Annotated in this window: 17 protein-coding genes; 14 read left to right on the top strand and 3 right to left on the bottom strand. The window is 73.5% G+C overall.

The features are described 5' to 3' along the window. Positions 1–65: 65 nt before the first annotated feature. From ACWIYF_RS20035 to ACWIYF_RS20015, 5 genes are all read left to right on the top strand, one after another. The gene (locus ACWIYF_RS20035) at positions 66–953 is read left to right on the top strand and encodes an ATP-binding cassette domain-containing protein (RefSeq protein ID WP_448624581.1); all 888 of its coding nucleotides are present in this window, start codon (positions 66–68) and stop codon (positions 951–953) included. After that, on the top strand, positions 950–1,696 hold the full coding sequence (locus ACWIYF_RS20030) for an ABC transporter permease (protein WP_448624580.1): 747 nt from the start codon (positions 950–952) through the stop codon (positions 1,694–1,696). Before ACWIYF_RS20035 ends, ACWIYF_RS20030 begins: the two co-directional genes overlap by 4 nt. Positions 1,697–1,716: 20 nt before the next feature. After that, positions 1,717–2,817, top strand: coding sequence for a sensor histidine kinase (locus ACWIYF_RS20025; RefSeq protein WP_448624579.1), 1,101 nt, complete (start codon positions 1,717–1,719; stop codon positions 2,815–2,817). After that, the gene (locus ACWIYF_RS20020; RefSeq protein WP_448624578.1) at positions 2,814–3,419 is read left to right on the top strand and encodes a response regulator; all 606 of its coding nucleotides are present in this window, start codon (positions 2,814–2,816) and stop codon (positions 3,417–3,419) included. Before ACWIYF_RS20025 ends, ACWIYF_RS20020 begins: the two co-directional genes overlap by 4 nt. Before the next feature lie 107 nt (positions 3,420–3,526). After that, complete coding sequence (locus ACWIYF_RS20015) at positions 3,527–5,398, top strand: ferritin-like domain-containing protein (protein ID WP_448624577.1); 1,872 nt, start codon at positions 3,527–3,529, stop codon at positions 5,396–5,398. Positions 5,399–5,427: 29 nt separating this feature from the next. On the opposite strand, the gene ACWIYF_RS20010 is transcribed toward ACWIYF_RS20015, so the two are convergent. Continuing rightward, positions 5,428–5,889, bottom strand: a complete 462-nt coding sequence (locus tag ACWIYF_RS20010) for a type II toxin-antitoxin system VapB family antitoxin (RefSeq protein ID WP_448624576.1) — start codon at positions 5,887–5,889, stop codon at positions 5,428–5,430. Between the two features lie 158 nt (positions 5,890–6,047). Here ACWIYF_RS20010 and hrcA point away from each other — a divergent pair, with 158 nt between their 5' ends. The 4 genes from hrcA to ACWIYF_RS19990 are packed head-to-tail and all read left to right on the top strand — an operon-like array spanning position 6,048 to position 9,358. Next, on the top strand, positions 6,048–7,070 hold the full coding sequence (gene hrcA / locus ACWIYF_RS20005) for a heat-inducible transcriptional repressor HrcA (RefSeq protein WP_448624575.1): 1,023 nt from the start codon (positions 6,048–6,050) through the stop codon (positions 7,068–7,070). Positions 7,071–7,081: 11 nt separating this feature from the next. Next, positions 7,082–8,218, top strand: coding sequence for a molecular chaperone DnaJ (gene dnaJ / locus ACWIYF_RS20000; protein WP_448624574.1), 1,137 nt, complete (start codon positions 7,082–7,084; stop codon positions 8,216–8,218). After that, entirely contained in the window at positions 8,203–8,973 is a 771-nt protein-coding gene (locus ACWIYF_RS19995; protein WP_448624573.1) for a 16S rRNA (uracil(1498)-N(3))-methyltransferase, read from the top strand. Before dnaJ ends, ACWIYF_RS19995 begins: the two co-directional genes overlap by 16 nt. 25 nt (positions 8,974–8,998) lie before the next feature. Next, complete coding sequence (locus ACWIYF_RS19990; RefSeq protein ID WP_448624572.1) at positions 8,999–9,358, top strand: histidine triad nucleotide-binding protein; 360 nt, start codon at positions 8,999–9,001, stop codon at positions 9,356–9,358. Positions 9,359–9,441: 83 nt separating this feature from the next. On the opposite strand, the gene ACWIYF_RS19985 is transcribed toward ACWIYF_RS19990, so the two are convergent. Beyond that, on the bottom strand, positions 9,442–9,948 hold the full coding sequence (locus tag ACWIYF_RS19985) for a hypothetical protein (protein ID WP_448624571.1): 507 nt from the start codon (positions 9,946–9,948) through the stop codon (positions 9,442–9,444). A gap of 222 nt (positions 9,949–10,170) precedes the next feature. Here ACWIYF_RS19985 and ACWIYF_RS19980 point away from each other — a divergent pair, with 222 nt between their 5' ends. The 5 genes from ACWIYF_RS19980 (at position 10,171) to ACWIYF_RS19960 (ending at position 15,487) form a co-directional block, all read left to right on the top strand. Beyond that, positions 10,171–10,992 (top strand): enoyl-CoA hydratase/isomerase family protein, encoded by an 822-nt coding sequence (locus ACWIYF_RS19980; protein ID WP_448624570.1) that lies wholly within the window; start codon positions 10,171–10,173, stop codon positions 10,990–10,992. Positions 10,993–11,259: 267 nt separating this feature from the next. Further along, positions 11,260–13,308 (top strand): PhoH family protein, encoded by a 2,049-nt coding sequence (locus tag ACWIYF_RS19975; RefSeq protein ID WP_448624569.1) that lies wholly within the window; start codon positions 11,260–11,262, stop codon positions 13,306–13,308. A 5-nt stretch (positions 13,309–13,313) separates the two neighbouring features. Then, positions 13,314–13,817 (top strand): rRNA maturation RNase YbeY, encoded by a 504-nt coding sequence (gene ybeY, locus ACWIYF_RS19970; protein WP_448624568.1) that lies wholly within the window; start codon positions 13,314–13,316, stop codon positions 13,815–13,817. Beyond that, on the top strand, positions 13,814–15,148 hold the full coding sequence (locus ACWIYF_RS19965; protein WP_448624567.1) for a hemolysin family protein: 1,335 nt from the start codon (positions 13,814–13,816) through the stop codon (positions 15,146–15,148). The genes ybeY and ACWIYF_RS19965 overlap by 4 nt, the downstream gene beginning before the upstream one ends. 6 nt (positions 15,149–15,154) lie before the next feature. Continuing rightward, a complete protein-coding gene (locus ACWIYF_RS19960; RefSeq protein WP_448624566.1) occupies positions 15,155–15,487 on the top strand; it encodes a cytidine deaminase in 333 nt (110 codons plus the stop codon). Positions 15,488–15,537: 50 nt separating this feature from the next. Here the strand turns inward: ACWIYF_RS19960 and ACWIYF_RS19955 are convergent, their stop codons facing one another. Continuing rightward, the gene (locus ACWIYF_RS19955; RefSeq protein ID WP_448624565.1) at positions 15,538–15,948 is read right to left on the bottom strand and encodes a DUF1801 domain-containing protein; all 411 of its coding nucleotides are present in this window, start codon (positions 15,946–15,948) and stop codon (positions 15,538–15,540) included. Positions 15,949–16,105 lie beyond the last annotated feature (157 nt).

Here is a 16,105-nt window from a genome sequence, read left to right as displayed (position 1 = left end):
GTCACGCCGGACCGGCGACGTCTCGCACTGCCGCCGGACGGTCCGGTTCGGCCAGGCTCGAGGGCGTGTCCAGCCCGCTCGCCCTCGACGTCTCGGGGCTGTCCGTCCGCTTCGGCGAGACCCGCGCCGTGGACGGCGTCGATCTCGCCATCCCGCGCGGGCAGACGGTCGCGCTGCTCGGCCCCAACGGCGCCGGCAAGTCCACCACCGTCAACGCCGTCCTCGGCCTGCTGCGCCCGACGACCGGCACGATCCGGGTGCTCGGCCGCCCGCCGGCCGGCGCGATCCGCGCCGGCTGCGTCGGCGCGATGCTTCAGCACGGCGGGCTGCCCAGCGAGGCCCGCGTGGGCGAGGTGCTCGACCTGGCCCGCCGCGCCTTCGCCAACCCGTGGCCGCTCGACGACCTCGTGATCACCGCGGGCATCGACGGGCTGCTCGGCCGGGCGACCGACGCCCTCTCCGGCGGCCAGCGCCAGCGGGTGCTGCTCGCCCTCGCGCTGGCCGGCGCCCCGCCGCTGCTGCTGCTCGACGAGCCCACGTCGGCGATGGACGTCGAGGGACGGCGCGCCTTCTGGACGACGATGCGCGGGCTGGCCGAGCGCGGGCACACCGTCGTCTTCGCCACCCACCACCTGGAGGAGGCCGACGCCGTCGCCGACCGCGTGGTCGTCCTCGCCGGCGGGCGGATCGTGGCCGACGGCCCCGCGGCGCAGATCAAGGCCGGGGCCCCCGGCCGCACCATCTCCTTCACCGCCGCCGGCGGCTTCGGGTTCGCCGACCTGCCCGGCGTCACCGCCGCCGAGCGGCGCGGCGACACCGTCGCCCTGACCACCACCGACCCCGAGGCCACGCTGCGCGCGCTGCTCGCGGACGGCGTTCCGCTGCCCGACCTGGAGGTCCGCGGCGCCAGCCTCGAGGAGGCCGTCCTCACCCTGACGGGAGCCGCCCGATGACCGCCCTGCTGCTCTTCCAGCTGCGCCGTGTCGGCCGCAACCGGCAGTACCTGCTCTTCACCGTGCTGCTGCCGGCGCTGTTCACGGTCTTCTTCACCAAGGTCTTCGGCGGGCAGGCCGCCTCGGCGGCGCAGTACCAGGACTACGCCGGCAACTTCCTGGTCTCGATGATGGCCTACGGCGCCCTCGGCGCCGCCCTGGGCGCGACCATCCGGCTCTCCTTCGACCGGGCGTCGGGCTGGCTGCGCCAGCTGCGGATCATGCCGGTGCCGCCGTGGTCGGTGCTCACCGTCGACGTCCTGGTCGGCGCGCTGCTGACGCTGCCCAGCCTGCTCGTCGTCGCGCTGGTCGGCCGGTTCGTCAACGACGTGCAGCTGCCGCTGGGCACCTGGGTCGCGCTGGTCGCGGTGCTCTGGGCCGGATCGGTCACCTTCGTCGCGCTCGGCCTGCTGATCGGCCTGGCGCTGGACGAGAAGGCCGCCGGCGGCGCGATCGGCATCGTCGGCGTCGTGCTGGCCACGCTCGGCGGGCTGTGGGTGCCGGTGCAGGTCTTCCCGGAGGCGCTGCAGACGGTCGCGCACGCCATGCCCTCGTACTGGTACGCCGAGCTGGGCCGCGACGTGGCCGCCGGGTCCGCGCCGGGCGTGAGCCCGCTGCTCGCCGTGCTCGGGTTCACCGCCCTGTTCGCGGTGCTCGCCACCATCGTGGGACGGCGCCGCCCGCTGCACGCCGTCTCCGGATGAGCGGGGCTACCGTCCGGGGCGTGGACCGACTCGGGCGCTGGCACCAGATCGGCTGGGCGGTGCCCTGGCTGCTGTTCCAGGCCTTCCCGGTCGCCGACCTGATCGGCACGCCCCGGCCGGCCGTCGTCCGGGTGGTCGCCGCCGCCGGCCTGCTGGCGTTCACCGTCGTCTACCTCGGCGTCTTCCGCCGGGCGTTCGGCGGCTGCGGGCCGGTCCTCGGCCGGCTGGCGGTGGTCGCCGTCCTCGGGGTCGCGCTGGCCGTCTGGCTGGGGCCGTCGTGGGCCGGCCTGATGATCTACGTGTCGGCGGCCGCCGCGGCGGCGCTGCCGGCCCGCTGGGTCGTGCCCGCGGCGCTCGGCGCCGCCGGGGTGTGCGCGGGCGTGGTCGCGGCGGACGGTCTGCTCGGCGAGCTGTTCATCCTGCCGGTCATCTGCCTGCTCACCGCCTTCGCGCTGCAGGGCACCCGGCGGCTGGTGTCGATGAACGCCGAGCTGGTCGAGGCCCGCGACGAGCTGGCCCGCAACGCCGTCGCCGAGGAGCGGCTGCGCTTCGCCCGCGACCTGCACGACCTGCTGGGGCACAGCCTGTCGCTCATCGCGCTGAAGAGCGAGCTCGCCGGCCGGCTGGCCGAGCGCGACCCCGCCCGCGCCCGGCAGGAGATGGCCGACGTCGAGGCGGCGGCCCGCCGCGCGCTGGCCGAGGTCCGCGACGCGGTCTCCGGCTACCGGCAGGTCAGCTGCGCCCAGGCGCTGGCCGAGGCGCGGTCGGCGCTGTCGGCGGCCGGCATCGCCCTGCGCGCCCCCTCCGCCGTGCCGCCGCTGCCGGGCAGCGTCGACGCGGTCCTCGGGTGGGTGGTGCGCGAGGCGACCACCAACGTGCTGCGGCACAGCGGCGCGCGCTCGGTCACCGTCGAGCTCACGCAGACCGAGGACGGCGCCACGCTGACGGTGACCGACGACGGCCGCGGCCCCGCCGGCGGCGAGGGCGCCGGGCTGGCCGGGCTCACCGAGCGGGTCGAGGCCCTGGGCGGCCGGCTGGAGTGCGGCGCCGCGCCCGGGCACGGCTTCCGGCTGTCCGCGCGGGTCCCGCTGGCGGTGCCGACGACGGTGGCCGCGCCGTGATCCGGGTGCTCATCGCCGAGGACCAGTCGATGGTGCGCGGGGCGCTGCGCGCGCTGCTGGACCTGGAGGACGACCTGGAGGTGGTCGCCGAGGTCGGCCGCGGGGACGCCGTGGTGGCCGCCGCCCGGGAGCACCGGCCCGACGTCGCACTGCTCGACATCGAGATGCCCGGCGGCGACGGCATCGAGGCCGCCCGCGCGCTCGCCACCGCGGTGCCCGGCTGCCGCGCCGTCGTCCTTACCACGTTCGGCCGGCCGGGGTTCCTGCGCCGCGCCATGGAGGTCGGCGCGGCCGGCTTCCTGGTCAAGGACGCCCCGGTCGCGGAGCTGGCCCGCGCCATCCGCGCCGTCGTCGCGGGGGAGCGGGTGATCGACCGGGAGCTGGCCGCCGCGGCGCTGGCGATCGGGGCGACGCCGCTCTCGGCGCGGGAGGCCGACGTCCTGCGGGAGGCCGCCGACGGCGCCACCGTGGCCGAGATCGCCCGCCGGCTGTTCCTCTCGGAGGGCACGGTGCGCAACTACCTGTCCTCGGCGATCGGCAAGACCGGCGCCCGGACCCGCGTCGAGGCGGCCCGGGTCGCGGAGGAGAAGGGCTGGCTGTAGCCCGAACCGGGCCGCGAAAGATCCGGCCCGGCGCGGTCTCGGACCCATTGACGCCATGACCGGCGTCCCCCGATGATGCCGGGGCTTCTCCTTCCCAGGAGGCCCTCATGCTGCGCCTTCGTCGCATCGACGCCGAGTCCGCTCCGCGCGCGAGGACGGCGCTGGAGGCGCCTGCCCCGCTCGAGGAGATCATCCGGGATTTCGCCGACCCGTACCTGGAACTGGTCCGACTGCTGCGCGAGGCCTCCGAGATCGAGCACGCGCTGCTGGTCCAGTACCTGTACGGGGCCTACTCGCTCAAGCCCGCGTATGCCGGGGTCCGGGGCGCCGCATTCCCCAGTCCGAACAGCCTGCTGGGTGTGGCGATCCAGGAGATGCAGCACCTGGAGCAGGTGAACCGGATGCTCCAGGACCTCGGCGCCGCGCCGAACCTCGTCCGTCAGGACTTCCCGTACGAGCCGGACATCTACCCGTTCGCGCTGAACCTCGAGCCGCTCTCGCCGCAGACCCTGGCCAAGTACGTCTTCACCGAGGCGCCGGCGTCAGCCCTCGACCCGGACGACCCGGGCAACGCCGACCCGGCGACCCAGGAGTTCCTCTCGCGGCTGCAGGCCGCGCTCGGGAACGTGCGGCCCAACCACCTCGGCAGCCTCTACACGAGGATCATCGAGGTCACCGAGGAGGTCATCGCGGCCGCGGTGCCCGGGGTCGCCGACCTCTCTGCCTGGCCGCAGCGGCTCGCCACCATCAAGGGCGAGGGCGAGCAGGCCCACTTCCGGTTCTTCAAGTCGGTCTTCCTGGGCACCCACGCGGGCTTCGGCGGGCACGCCGACGTCTGGTCGCTCCCGCCGGGCGACCCCGCTTATCCGTCGGTCGACCTGGGGACCAACCCGAGCGCGTTCGAGGCCCACCCGAACGCCATCCCGGAGGACGGGTCCCGCCGCCGGCTGGCCTGGCTGAGCGACCTGCACTACTGGCTCGTCCTGGGCCTGCTGGACCTCGGCTACCGCACGCAGGACCCGACCATCAGCGCCCAGGCCAAGCAGCACATGCTGCTCGCGCTGCACCCGCTGGGCGAGCACCTCGCCACGCTAGGGGTCGGCGTGCCCTTCGACCCGCTCAGCATGGGGTACGCACCCGGCCGGGACGTCGCCGGCTCGGTGCGCGTCCTCCGCCGGATGGCGCTCGAGGCCCAGGCCGTCGCCGGGGAACTGGCCGGCGTGCTGCCGACCGGCTACGCCACCGACCAGTCCGGGCAGACGGTCGCCGCCCTGGACGCGATCGTCGACGGCGGTGGTGTCGTCCCGTCCGACGGCGGCACCGGTACCGGCGGTGGTGGTGTCGCCGTGCCGCCCGAGGCGCAACAGGCGTCGGACTTCTGGTTCGAGTACGACAACCACTTCCTCTTCCAGCCACCGGCGCAGGTCATCCAGGCCTACACCGTCCTCCTCGGCGTGGACTACGTGCGCAGTCGGTTCACGTTCACCCGGAATGCCGGCACCTATCCCGGTGCCTTCCTCGCGGACGTCACGCCGCTCGAGCCGGGGCTGCGGACCCTGTCCGCGGAACAGCTGGCGATCATGGACCGGCACTTCGCCGGCGATCTCGACCGCCTGCAGAGCGCCTTCGAGCACTTCGGTTGCGGCGACCTGTTCGACGACCGGCGCCCGGACGGTCTGAAGGTCCACATGATGGACAGTTCGGGACCGGCCAACCCACCCATCGGCTACCACCGGTGGCACGCCATCCTCAGGGCGATGACCCTTCTGGGCATCGATGCGGACCGGTGGAACGCCATCGACCGGTTCGTGGGTCTCGCCTGGGCCATCCATGCAGAGGCGCAGCCGGTGCAGGACACGAACAACCCGCCGCTACCGCAGGCGAGGCTGGCCGCCCTGCGGGCCCACTGGCTCGCTCTCGGCCCCGACCAGCTCGACGACGCCTTCTCGGTGTTCCCCTTCCCCCCGCCCGTGCCCTGACGCCCCTCGGGGTCGGGGAGCCGTCCAGGTCAGCGGCGCTCGGGGCCGCGCTCCTGCGGCGCCGGCACCGGCGGCTGGGCGGGCAGCGACTCGGTGGTGGGCCCGCTGGCCGGGTGGGCGACGGGCATGAGCGCGTCGAGGTCGAGCACCCGCACGTGGATGACGTTGCGCTGCTGCAGCGCCGCCCGCAGCGCCCGGTGCAGGCCGTCCTCGAGGTAGAGCTCGCCGTGCCACAGCACCGCGTGCGGGAAGAGGTCGCCGTAGAAGGTCGAGTCGTCGGCCAGCAGTGCGTCGAGCGCCAGCTCCCGCTTGGTGGTCGTCAGCGTGTCGAGCCGGACCTGGCGGGGCGGGATCATCGCCCAGTCCCGGGTCGTCATGCCGTGGTCGGGATACGGGCGGCCGTCACGTACCTCTTTGAAGATCAGGGGAACGACCTCCGCTCTCCCGCCCCTTCCTGGGGCCGCCGACCGTTCCCACCCTAACGGGCGCACCTCGCGGTCGCCGCTCCCTCGCCCGAGCGCCCGGTGGGGCGAGGAGCGCGACGGGACGGGCCTCCGGTCGTATGCTGGCCTGGCACTCGGTCCCTGCGAGTGCCAGGCCCCAGCAGTGACGTCGAAGGGCGCGTCGACCGGTAGGGGGAGGTGTCACCGTGGCGCACGAGGAACGCCGCCTGCAGGTCTTGCGGGCGATCGTCCAGGACTTCGTCTCAACCAACGACCCGGTGGGCAGCAAGGCCCTCGTCGAGCGCCACGATCTCGGCGTCTCGCCGGCCACCATCCGCAACGACATGGCCGTGCTCGAGGAGCAGGGCTACATCACCCAGCCGCACACCAGCGCCGGGCGGGTGCCGACCGACAAGGGCTACCGCCTGTTCGTCGACCGGCTCTCGGCGATCAAGCCGCTGTCGGTGGCCGAGCGCCGGGCGATCGAGCGCTTCCTCGACGGCGCGGTCGACCTGCACGACGTCCTCGGCCGCACGGTGCGGCTGCTGGCGCAGCTGACCCGCCAGGTCGCCGTCGTCCAGTACCCGACCCTGGCGCGGAGCTCGGTGCGCCATCTCGAGGTGGTCCCGGTCGGGGCCGCCCGGCTGCTGCTGGTGCTGATCACCGACACCGGCCGGGTGGAGCAGCGCGTCGTGGAGACCCCGCTCGAGGTCGACCACGAGGCGGTCGCCGAGCTGCGCACGCTGCTCAACTCCGCCTTCGTGGGCGTCAAGCTCGCCGACGCCGGCGCCAAGGTGCCCGACCTGCTGGAGACGGCGCCGCCGCACCTGCGCGGCCTGGTCGGCACGGTCAGCGCCACACTTATGGAGACCCTCGTCGAGCCCGGCGAGGACCGGCTGGTCATCGGCGGCACCGCCAACCTCGCCCGCAGCGGCTCGCTGGACTTCCCCGGCAGCGTCCGACCCCTGCTGGAGGCGCTGGAAGAACAGGTCGTGGTCCTGCGGTTGATGAGCGAGGTCGATGCGGGCACCGTGCTGGTGCGGATCGGGGAGGAGAACGCCCACGAGGCGCTGACGGGTGCGTCGTTCGTCTCGGTCGGGTACGGCTCCGGCGACCGCGCACTGGGTGGGCTGGGCGTCGTCGGCCCCACCCGCATGGACTACCCAGGCAACATCGCCGCGGTGCGAGCCGTGGCCCGCTACGTCGGCCAGCTTCTGGCCGAGAGCTGAGGAAAGAGAACTTGGCGACCGACTACTACGCCGTCCTCGGGCTGGCCCGCGGGGCGACGGACAACGAGATCAAGCGCGCCTACCGGCGGCTGGCTCGTGACCTGCACCCCGACGTCAACCCCGACCCCGAGGCCAAGGAGCGCTTCCAGGAGGTCAACCGCGCCTACCAGGCGCTGACCGACCCCGAGAAGCGCCGCATCGTCGACCTCGGCGGCGACCCGTTCGACACCTCCGGCGTGGGCGCCGGCGGCAACCCGTTCGGCGCCGGGTTCGGTGGCCTCGGCGACATCATGGACGCCTTCTTCGGCGGGGGGACGGCGTCGCGCGGCCCGCGCAGCCGCGTCCGCGCCGGCGGCGACGCGCTCATCCGGATCGAGCTGGACCTGGACGAGACCGTCTTCGGCACCACCAAGGAGATCACCGTCGACACGGCGGTCCTGTGCGGTACCTGCACCGGCGCCGGCACCGCCCCCGGCACCCACGCGACGACCTGCGCCACCTGTGCCGGGCGCGGCGAGGTGCAGAGCGTGCAGCGCTCCTTCCTCGGCCAGGTGGTCTCCACGCGCACCTGCCCGACCTGCGCCGGCACCGGCCAGGTCATCCCCGAGCCGTGCCCGCAGTGCGGTGGCGACGGCCGCGTCCGCGCCCGCCGCACCATCCCGGTCAAGGTGCCCGCCGGCGTCGAGGACGGCATGCGCATCCGGCTGACCGGCCACGGCGAGATCGGCCCCGGCGGCGGCCCGGCCGGCGACCTGTACGTCGAGATCTCCGAGCGGCCGCACCCGGTCTTCACCCGCGACGGCGAGGACCTGCACTGTCGGGTCACCCTGCCGATGACCTCGGCGGCTCTCGGCACGACGCTGAACCTGCAGACACTGGACGGCGAGCAGGAGCTGGACATCAAGCCCGGCACGCAGTCCGGCAGCGTGCTGACGCTGCGCGGGCAGGGCGCCCCGCGGCTGCGGGCCACCGGCCGCGGCAACCTGATGGTGCACGTCGAGGTCGCGACCCCCACCAAGCTCGACCCTGAGCAGGAGAAGCTGCTCCGCGAGCTGGCCGCGCTGCGCGGCGAGGACTCCTCGCACACCACCCGGGACTCCCAGCAGAGCCTGTTCTCCCGGGTCCGCGACGCGTGGAACGGCCGCTGATGACGGCCGCCGGGATGCCGGAGCTCGACGGCGCCCCGCTGTTCCTGCTCGACGACCTGCCCGACGGGGACGAGCTGCTGGTGGACGGCGCCGAGGGCCGGCACGCGGTCGACGTCCTGCGGCTGGACGCGGGGGAGGCGGTCCGGGTCGGCGACGGCCGCGGCGCGGTGATCGACGGCGTCGTCGTCTCCGCCGGGCCCGAGGGGCTGCGGGTGCAGGCGAAGGCGCGCTACGACGTGCCGCCGCCGCAGCCGGAGCTGGTCCTCGTCCAGGCGCTGCCCAAGGGTGACCGCGGCCCGCTCGCCGTCGACCTGGCCACCGAGCTCGGCGTCGACCGGATCGTCCCGTGGACGGCGTCGCGCTGCGTCACCCGCTGGCGCGAGGACCGCGTCGACAAGGGCCTGGCCAAATGGCGCGCGGCCGCGCGGGCGGCGACCAAGCAGTCCCGTCGGCCGCGGCTGCCCGAGGTCACCGAGCCGATGAGCACCCGCCAGGTGTGCGGCCTGCTGGCCGACGCCGACCTGGCGCTGGTGCTGCACGAGCAGGCCCGCCACCCCCTGGCCCAGCTCGACGTACCGCGGACGGGCACCGTCGCCGTCGTCGTCGGGCCCGAGGGCGGCCTGACCGACGGCGAGGTGGTCGCGTTCCGGGCCGCGGGCGCGCACGCGGTCCGCCTGGGGCCGGAGGTGCTGCGGACCTCCACCGCCGGCGCCGCCGCCCTCGCCGTCCTCTCCACCAAGACCCGCTGGGCCTGAGGGGGGTGCCACTAGGGTCGGCCGGGTGACGGACTGCCTGTTCTGCCGCATGGTCGCCGGTGAGATCCCCGCCGACGTCGTCCACGAGACCGACCGCGTGCTCGCCTTCCGCGACATCAACCCGCAGGCGCCCACGCACGTGCTGGTGATCCCCAAGGAGCACCACCGCAACCTCGGCGCGCTCGCTTCCGCGGACGCCGAGCTGCTCGCGGAGGTGGCCCGGGCCGCGCAGGCGGTCGCGCTGCGGGAGGGCCTGGTCAGCGACGGCGGGATCGAGCCCGGCTACCGGGTGGTCACCAACACCGGCCCGCAGGCCGGCCAGTCGGTGGACCACCTGCATCTGCACGTGCTGGGGGGACGCCCCATGAAGTGGCCGCCCGGCTGACTGCACGGACGGGGCGCCGGGGACGGTGAGGTCCCCGGCGTCCTCGTCAGTGCCGGTGGCGGGTTCCTCCCACGGTTCCCGGCCTAGTAGCTGCTGCGGTAGTCGTGGTCGTCGTGGTGACGGTTGTCGTCCCGACGCTTGTCGTCGTGGCGGTCCACGCCCGACACGTCCACGTCGTCGGTCAGCTCGTCGAGGAGGTCACCGTCGTCCGCTTCCTCGAAGCGCACTCTCACGTCGGCGTCGTCGTTGCGCAGGTCATCGCCGCGGTCCCGCACCGTGACCGTCAGCGTGTGCCGGTCGCCGTCGCAGTCGAGCACACCCTTGCCGTTGAAGTCCGCCTCGAGGTGCGCGTCGCCCTGCCTCAGGTCGACCTCGACGTCGATGTCCTTCTCCTCACCGCGGCAGCGGTAGTCGAACGACACCCATGCCTTGTCGCCGTCGTCGTTGGCGCGTACGTCGTCGTCGATGCTGAGGACCTCGGCAGAGGGTCCGTGGTGGTCGTAGTCACCGTGCGCCCATGCGGGGGACAACCCGGTGAAGACGAGTGCCGTCGTCGCGGGGAAGACGAGGAGCAGACGGGAACGGTTCATGGGGACAACCCCTTCGTGGATCGGTCGTCGAAGCCGCTTCCTGGCGCCGACCCGACGACCCTGGCCACCTCACAGACGCCTCACAACCCCCGTCCGGCGGGGCGCGCCCGGGCGCGTGGGCCGGGTCGTCGGGCGGGGCGTGACCCGCGGTAACCCCGGGTGCCGGAACCGTCGTCGGCCGGGACGCGCGCGGCCCCCGGCGGGCCCTGCCAGGATCGGGGCATGACCGACGCCGCGAGCCCCGTCCGGATCGAGCGGGACGGTGACGTCGCCGTCGTCGTCCTCGACAAGCCGCCGCTGAACCTCTTCGACGAGGCGGTGTTCGCCGGCTTCGAGGCGGCGGTGGCCGAGCTCGTGACGCTCACCGACCCCGCCCAGGCCGACCGCGCCCGCGCCGTCCTGCTCGAGGCGCGCGGCAAGGTGGTTTCCGGCGGGGTGGACGTGCACGAGTTCGACGCGATCGCGTCCTCGCCGGACGCCGTCGCCCGGGGCAGCGCCCTGTGGACCCGGCTGCTGCGCATCGCGCAGACCCTCGAGGACCTGCCGGTGCCCACCGTGTTCGCCGCGCACGGGCTGTGCCTCACGGCCGCCTTCGAGATCTCGCTGGCCTGCGACATCCTCCTGGCCGCCGAGCGGGCGTCGTTCGGCCTCGTGGAGATCGTGGTCGGGCTGACGCCGTCGATGGGCGGGCCGCAGCGGCTGGCGGAGCGGGCCGGGCCGGCGCGCGCGAAGGAGTTCATCTTCACCGGCGAGCGCTACCCGGCGGCCGTGATGGCGCAGTGGAACGTGGTCAACCGGGTGCTGCCCGACGAGGGGTTCGCCGAGGCGGCCCGTGACTACGCCCGCCGGGTCGCCGCCGGGCCCACGGTCGCCCACGCCGCCACGAAGGGGCTGGTCACCACGGCGGTCCGGGAGGGTGTCCGGGCGGCCGACGGCCTCGTGCCCTCGCTGTCGGGGGCGCTGTTCGCCACCGAGGACCTGCGCGGCGCCGTGCGGTCCTTCCTCGCCGACGGTCCGGGCAAGGCCACCTACTCGGGGCGCTGACCTGCCGGAAGCGCTGCCCCGGAGGAGTCAGAGCAGGGGTTCGTGTCGGGCCCCGCGGGTAGACTCGCGGGGGTCCGTAGTTCCGTTTCAGGAAGGCAGGGTCGAGGGTTCTTGCCCGACACCGCCCCAGGCGCCCCCGCCGCTGGTCCGCCCACGTCCCGTGAGGCCTCGGCGCAGGCCGCCGCCGCGGACGACGCCGCCACCGGTCCACTCCCGCAGCAGCCGGCCGCCGTCCGCACCACGATCACCGTTCCCGACTCCGTGTCCATGGTCGCCCTGCTGGGCTCCGGCGACGAGCTGCTCCGGCTGGTGGAGACCGAGCTCGACGCCGACGTCCACGTGCGCGGCAACGAGATCGCCGTCACCGGGCAGCCGGCCGACAACGCGTTCGCCGTCCGCGTCTTCGACGAGCTGATCGCGCTGCTCGGCACCGGCCAGCAGCTGCGGCCGGACTCCGTCCGCCGGGTCATCGGCATGCTGCGCAGCGGCGGCTCCGAGCGGCCGGCCGACGTCCTCTCGCTCGACATCATCAGCCGCCGCGGGCGCACGATCCGGCCCAAGACGCTGAACCAGAAGCGCTACGTCGACGCGATCGACGCGCACACGATCGTCTTCGGCATCGGACCGGCCGGCACCGGCAAGACCTACCTGGCCATGGCCAAGGCCGTGCAGGCGCTGCAGACCAAGCAGGTCAACCGGATCATCCTGACCCGCCCGGCGGTCGAGGCCGGTGAGCGGCTGGGCTACCTGCCCGGCACGCTCTCGGAGAAGATCGATCCGTACCTGCGGCCGCTCTACGACGCGCTGCACGACATGGTCGACCCCGAATCCATTCCGCGACTGATGGCGGCCGGCACCATCGAGGTCGCGCCGCTGGCCTACATGCGTGGCCGCGCGCAGCCCTACGACGCTCAGGTACTCACCCCGGACGGTTTTCTCCCGATCGGCACCCTGCAGGTCGGCGACCTCGTCATCGGATCCGACGGCACCCCGACCCCTGTCCTGGGTGTCTACCCCCAGGGCGTCAAGCAGGTCTACCGGGTGGCAACCCAGGACGGCGCCTGGACGCTCGCCTGCGGCGAGCACCTGTGGACGGTCGCTACCCCAGAGGACAAGCGCCGCGGAAAGACGCGGACGCTCGAGACGCAGGAGATGGTCGGAAAGCTGCGGCGCGGGGCGATCCGCCGCTACGAACTGCCTCTGGTGCAGGCGGTGCACTTCGAGCCCAGGAAGGTGCCGCTCGACCCCTACGCTCTCGGCTTGCTCTTGGGTGACGGCTGCCTCACGACGTCTACGACGCCGACCTTCGCGACCGCGGACCCACAACTGGTCGTGGCGCTTGAGGCGGCTCTCGACGGTATCTGGGTGCAGCACAAGGCGGGCTACGACTATGTGCTGCAGCACCGGGACGGCGGACGTGGGGGCCTGCGTATCGCGAACCCGGTGACGGAGGCCTTGCGCAAGCTCGAGCTGGATGGGACGACGTCCGCCACCAAGTTCGTCCCTGATGACTACCTGTTCAACTCGACAACCGTGCGCATGGCCGTCCTGCAGGGGCTGCTCGATTCGGACGGTGGCCCGGTGACGCAAGCCGGGCGAACCTGCAGAATCCAATACACAACGACTTCCCCAGGGCTCAAGGATGGCGTCACACACCTGGTCCGGTCGCTGGGCGGAGTCGTCTACTGCCGCTTGCGCGAGGCCGCGGGGCGTCCTCCGGGCTTCGCGAACGGACGCGCAGTCGAGCACTGGGAGGACTCCTACATCCTCGACATCCGCCTGCCGAAGGGCATCGAACCGTTCCGGCTCTCGCGGAAGAAGCGGGCGTATGAGCTAGCAGGCGGTGGCCGGCCGATGCGGTTCATCGACAGCATCGAACCTGTGGGCGAGATGGACACCGTGTGCATCCAGGTGGCCGCCCAGGACTCGCTCTACGTGACAGATGACTTCCTCGTCACACACAACACGCTGAACGATGCGTTCGTCATCCTCGACGAGGCGCAGAACACCACTGCCGAGCAGATGAAGATGTTCCTCACCCGGCTCGGCTTCGGCTCGAAGATCGTCGTCACGGGTGACATCACGCAGATCGACCTGCCCGGCGGCGCGCAGAGCGGGTTGAAGATCGTCCGCGAGATCCTCGACGGGATCGACGACGTCCACTTCGCGAACCTGACCAGCTCCGACGTCGTCCGTCACCGGCTGGTCGGCGACATCGTCGACGCCTACGAGCGGTGGGACGCGGCCAACCAGCAGACGCGACCCACGGCCGGCCCGCCGGTGCGCGGCCCGCGTCCGCGGCGGCAGGGGAGCTGAGCGGCGTGCCCGTCGAGGTCGCCAACGAGAGCGAGATCGCGGTCGACGAGGCCGAGCTTGCCGGCGTCTGCCGGTACGTGCTCGCCCAGATGAAGGTCAACCCGATGGCGGAGCTGTCGGTGCTCTGCGTCGACACCGACTACATGAGCACGCTGCACGAGCGGTGGATGGGCGAGAAGGGCCCGACCGACGTGCTCGCCTTCCCGATGGACGAGCTGGACACCGCACGGCCCGACGACCCGGAACCGGGTCCGGCGCTGCTCGGCGACGTCGTCCTGTGCCCCACGGTCGCGGTGCGCCAGGCGCGCGCCGCCGGGCACTCGATGGACGACGAGCTCCTGCTGCTGGCCACCCACGGCGTGCTGCACCTGCTCGGGTACGACCACATGGAGCCCGAGGAGGAGAAGGAGATGTTCGGCCTGCAGCAGAAGCTGCTCGACGGCTGGCGCTCCGCCCCCCGCGAACCGGTGACCGGTGAGCCGGCGACCCGGGAGACGGGGCCCCGATGAGCACCGGTGCGATCACCCTGCTGGTGATCGCGGTCTGCCTGGTCCCGCTGGCCGGGCTCTTCGGCGCCATGGACGCCGCCCTGCAACGGGTCTCCAAGGCGCGGGTCGAGGAGATGCGCCGGGAGGGCGTCAAGCGGTCCCGTTCCCTGGAGGAGGTCCTCTCCGAGCGGGCCCGGCACGTCGCGCTGCTCCTGCTGCTGCGGATCGTCTGCGAGACCCTCGCCGCGGTGCTGGTGACCGTCGTCCTCTACGACGTGTGGGGCAGCGGCTGGCGGGCCGTGCTCACCGCCGCCGGCGTGATGATCGTGGTCAGCTACGTGCTGGTCGGCGTCGGGCCGCGCACCCTGGGCCGGCAGCACGCCTACGGGATCGCGCTGGCCACCGCCGGGCTGGTGAAGCTGCTCGGCCGGGTGCTCGGCCCCATCGCCACGCTGCTCATCCTGGTCGGCAACGCGATCACCCCGGGCCGCGGCTTCCGCGACGGGCCGTTCTCCACCGAGGTCGAGCTGCGCGAGCTGGTCGACATGGCCGAGGAGCGCGGCGTCGTGGAGTCCGGCGAGCGCAACATGATCCACTCGGTGTTCGAGCTGGGCGACACCATCGCCCGCGAGGTCATGGTCCCGCGCACCGACGTGGTGTGGATCGAGCGCACCAAGACCGTCCGCCAGGCGCTGGCGCTGGCGCTGCGCAGCGGGTTCAGCCGGATCCCGGTCATCGGCGAGAACGTCGACGACGTCGTCGGGGTGGTCTACCTCAAGGACCTCGTCCGCCGGTCGCAGAACATGCCGGAGCGCAACGGGCCCAAGGTCGAGGAGCTCATGCGGCCGCCGACCTTCGTGCCGGAGTCCAAGCCGGTCGACGAGCTGCTGCGCGACATGCAGGCGCAGCGCATCCACATCGCGATCGTGGTCGACGAGTACGGCGGCTTCGCCGGCCTGGTCACCATCGAGGACATCCTCGAGGAGATCGTCGGTGAGATCGCCGACGAGCACGACGCCTTCCAGCGCCCGCCGGTCGAGCAGCTCCCCGACGGCTCGATGCGGATCACCGCCCGGCTGCCCGTGCAGGACCTCGCCGAGCTCTTCCCCGGCGTCGAGGTGCCCGAGGACGACGACGTCGAGACCGTCGGGGGACTGCTCGCCCGCTCGCTGGGGCGAGTGCCGATCGAGGGGTCCGCGGCCGAGGTGGCCGGGCTGCGGCTGGTCGCGGAGAGCACCGGCGGCCGGCGCAACCGCATCGACACCCTGGTGGTCTGCCGGGTGCCCGAGGCGGAGGAGGGGGAGCCGGCCGAACCCGCCCGCGCGGAGGAGCCGGCCGGCGTGGAAGGCTGACGCCCCGTGCCGGAACTCCACCCCGAGGACGCCAAACTCGTCACCCTCGCCCGCTCCGCCCGCGGCCGCACCGGCGCGCCCGAGGGAGCGGCGGTCCGCGACACCGACGGCCGGACCTACCTCGCCGCCAGCGTCGCGCTGCCGTCGCTGCAGCTCTCCGCGCTGCAGGCGGCCGTCGCGGCCGCGGTGTCCAGCGGGGTGACCGCCCTGGAGGCGGCAGCCATTGTGTCCGAGGCGGACGCGATCGAGCAGGAGGGGCTGGCCGCCGTCCACGACCTGACGCCGTCTGCCCCGGTGTTCCTCGCCGGACCCGACGGCGCCGTCCGCACCAGCGCCTGACCGCGCTTCATCGCGACAAAGCACGCGCGACTTGTCGCGATGAAGCGCAGTCAGGGCCGCTTCGCGCGGGCGCGGGCCTCGGCGGCGATCGCCCGGGCGTCGGCCCGGTAGCGGTCGTGCAGCCCGACCGCCTCGGTGACGTAGGCGCCGACGGCCGCGGTGTCGACGGCGCCGTCGCGCGGGACGTCCCAGCTGGTCAGCAAGGAGCTGCCGGGCCGGAGCACGTGCAGCGGGTCGGCCAGCAGTACGCCGTAGAGGAACCGCAGGTGGACGGCGTCCTTCGTGGCATTGAGGCCGACGATCCAGTGCTTCCAGTCGCCGTCGACGGTGTAGACGAACACCCGCCACTTGACCGCCGACTCCAGCTCGGGGGCGGCGGCGCGGATCGCCGCGTCCAGCTCCCGCATCCGCGCGCCGGCGGCCGCGTCGTAGCGGGTCAGGTACTCGTTGAGCGCGCTCACGCTCGCCATCCCGGGCCCAGGCCCGCATCGCCGCCCGGATCGGCCGGGGCGCGAGCAGCAGCACCGGCCGCAGCTCCTCCCAGCCGGGCTCCTTGCAGCGCATCGCGTAGGCCAGGTGCTCGGCGTCCACCGGGTTGGCGGTGTCCAGGCACTCCTC

The organism is Geodermatophilus sp. URMC 64 (assembly GCF_053502555.1).
Note: the sequence above shows the minus strand (reverse complement) of the source record. Positions and strands in the feature narration are given on the sequence as shown.